The sequence below is a fragment of the Pseudomonas sp. HY13-MNA-CIBAN-0226 genome (genome assembly GCF_040310305.1).
Taxonomy (GTDB): Bacteria; Pseudomonadota; Gammaproteobacteria; order Pseudomonadales; family Pseudomonadaceae; genus Aquipseudomonas; species Aquipseudomonas gregormendelii.
On sequence record NZ_JBEOPS010000718.1, the window covers coordinates 1 to 229 of the forward strand.

Annotated in this window: 1 pseudogene; it reads right to left on the reverse strand. The window is 57.6% G+C overall.

The window, feature by feature from the left end:
• Window positions 1-194, reverse strand: a pseudogene (locus AAEZ05_RS30585) (TolC family protein); the annotation flags it as partial.
• Window positions 195-229: the final 35 nt, after the last annotated feature.

Consider the following 229-nt stretch of genomic DNA (forward strand, 5'->3'; position numbering starts at 1 on the left):
TTGTAGCTCCATGACAGGTTAGGCAGCAATGCGGCCCGACCGATCACGCGGTTTTCTTCACCGGCCTCGCGCTCCTGAATCGCCGCCTGAAAGGTCGGGTCGTTGCGCAGCGCCAAATCATAAACGTCCAACAAACCCAGGGCATACGCCGTCGGTGTGCAGCTTAAACAGAGGGTGAACAACAACGCCTTCATTCTTCCACCAGGGCCATATGGGTGCGGTCCAGCAA